The organism is Bacillus sp. mrc49 (assembly GCF_002803435.1).
In genome coordinates this window covers 1-1,128 of record NZ_PHNG01000569.1, presented here as the reverse complement: position 1 = coordinate 1,128, position 1,128 = coordinate 1, and the positions used below count along the sequence as shown (strand labels likewise).

The 1,128-nt window shown below is 43.4% G+C and carries 1 protein-coding gene and 1 pseudogene; both read right to left on the bottom strand.

The annotated features are described in order from the left end of the window. Positions 1-219: hypothetical protein (locus CVN76_RS31700; RefSeq protein WP_232732120.1), on the bottom strand; the 219-nt coding region annotated here is incomplete at its 3' end. After that, a pseudogene (locus CVN76_RS05940) lies at positions 200-1,128 on the bottom strand (hypothetical protein); the annotation flags it as partial. The gene CVN76_RS31700 and the pseudogene CVN76_RS05940, both read right to left, overlap by 20 nt.

The following is a 1,128-nucleotide window of genomic DNA, read 5'->3' as shown; positions in this document are numbered from 1 at the left end:
TCCGTCTAAATATACGCTGTTATCTTTATTTACCAGAGCCATTAAGTAATTATTTTGTTGAGTTAAAAGAGCCACGACTTGCGTTAGTTGAGCTATGGCCCCGCTATCATTAGTATTTGAATTAACTGCACCTTCTGGAGTAATACCTAAAAGCCGCTGGGCCTGGCTTAGCAATTGTACGGCCCGGCTGCGTTTTCCATTACTTAAGGGAATAACCATTTCCGGGTTGTTCCCCTCTGCAATCCTCGCTATTTGTTCGTTGTTGACTAGGCCGCCGTTTGCATATTGTTTGAAATAATCCGCGTGACGGATGGCCCGCTTTGGCATTACTATCCCATAAATTTATGGCTTTAGGGTTGTAGCCACTTTCACGCTTGGCGATTAACATAAGGCCCTTTAAGTAGCTGCTTGGTGTATTAGTAATCGACATGGCTTTTAAAATCCATTGTTTCGCTTTATTAGCTCCGCCGCCGCCAATATCACCCATATCCCCTATCCCAAAATCGAACATTTTTTTAATGTAAGATACGCCATTATCTTTAACCATATTTACCGCGCCCTTTGCAAGATCCAAGGGAAGGCCTTTGATCGAATCTAAATTCACATGTTTATTTAACGTTGTCTTCAAAAGCTCGGCCGGTTTATCCATCCAGTCCCATACGTCGCCTACTGCGTTTTTAACCGCCGAAGTTCCTTTTGATAATAGGTTTTTGCTACTTTTAAAGAGATTGCTAATAGTGCCGCCTTTAAAGGCTGGTATCTGCCCGTTTAAGATTGCTTTTGTTTGTGAGCCGCTAAATACATGCGTGCCTCTAGGAAGGTTTAGAAGGGTATCAGTCGCCGGGCTTAAGAATGTTTTGCCGTTTGGTAGTCGTACTAGCTCCTTTTCGCCGCCGTCACCTACATAAGCTAAACCGCCTTTATGTCCGTCTTTCCCTGTCCCTCTTGCGAATCTAGGGGCGTTCCATGTGTCTAACTTTTTATCAGTACCTATTTTCTTTAGGATCCAATTCACGCCGCCAATAGCTCCGTTAACGCCCTTTTCTATCCCTTCTACCATCTTATTTCCTAGCGACTTAGCAGCGTCAAAAATAGCTGATTTTCCTTTTGTTAAACCATCGGCCATTT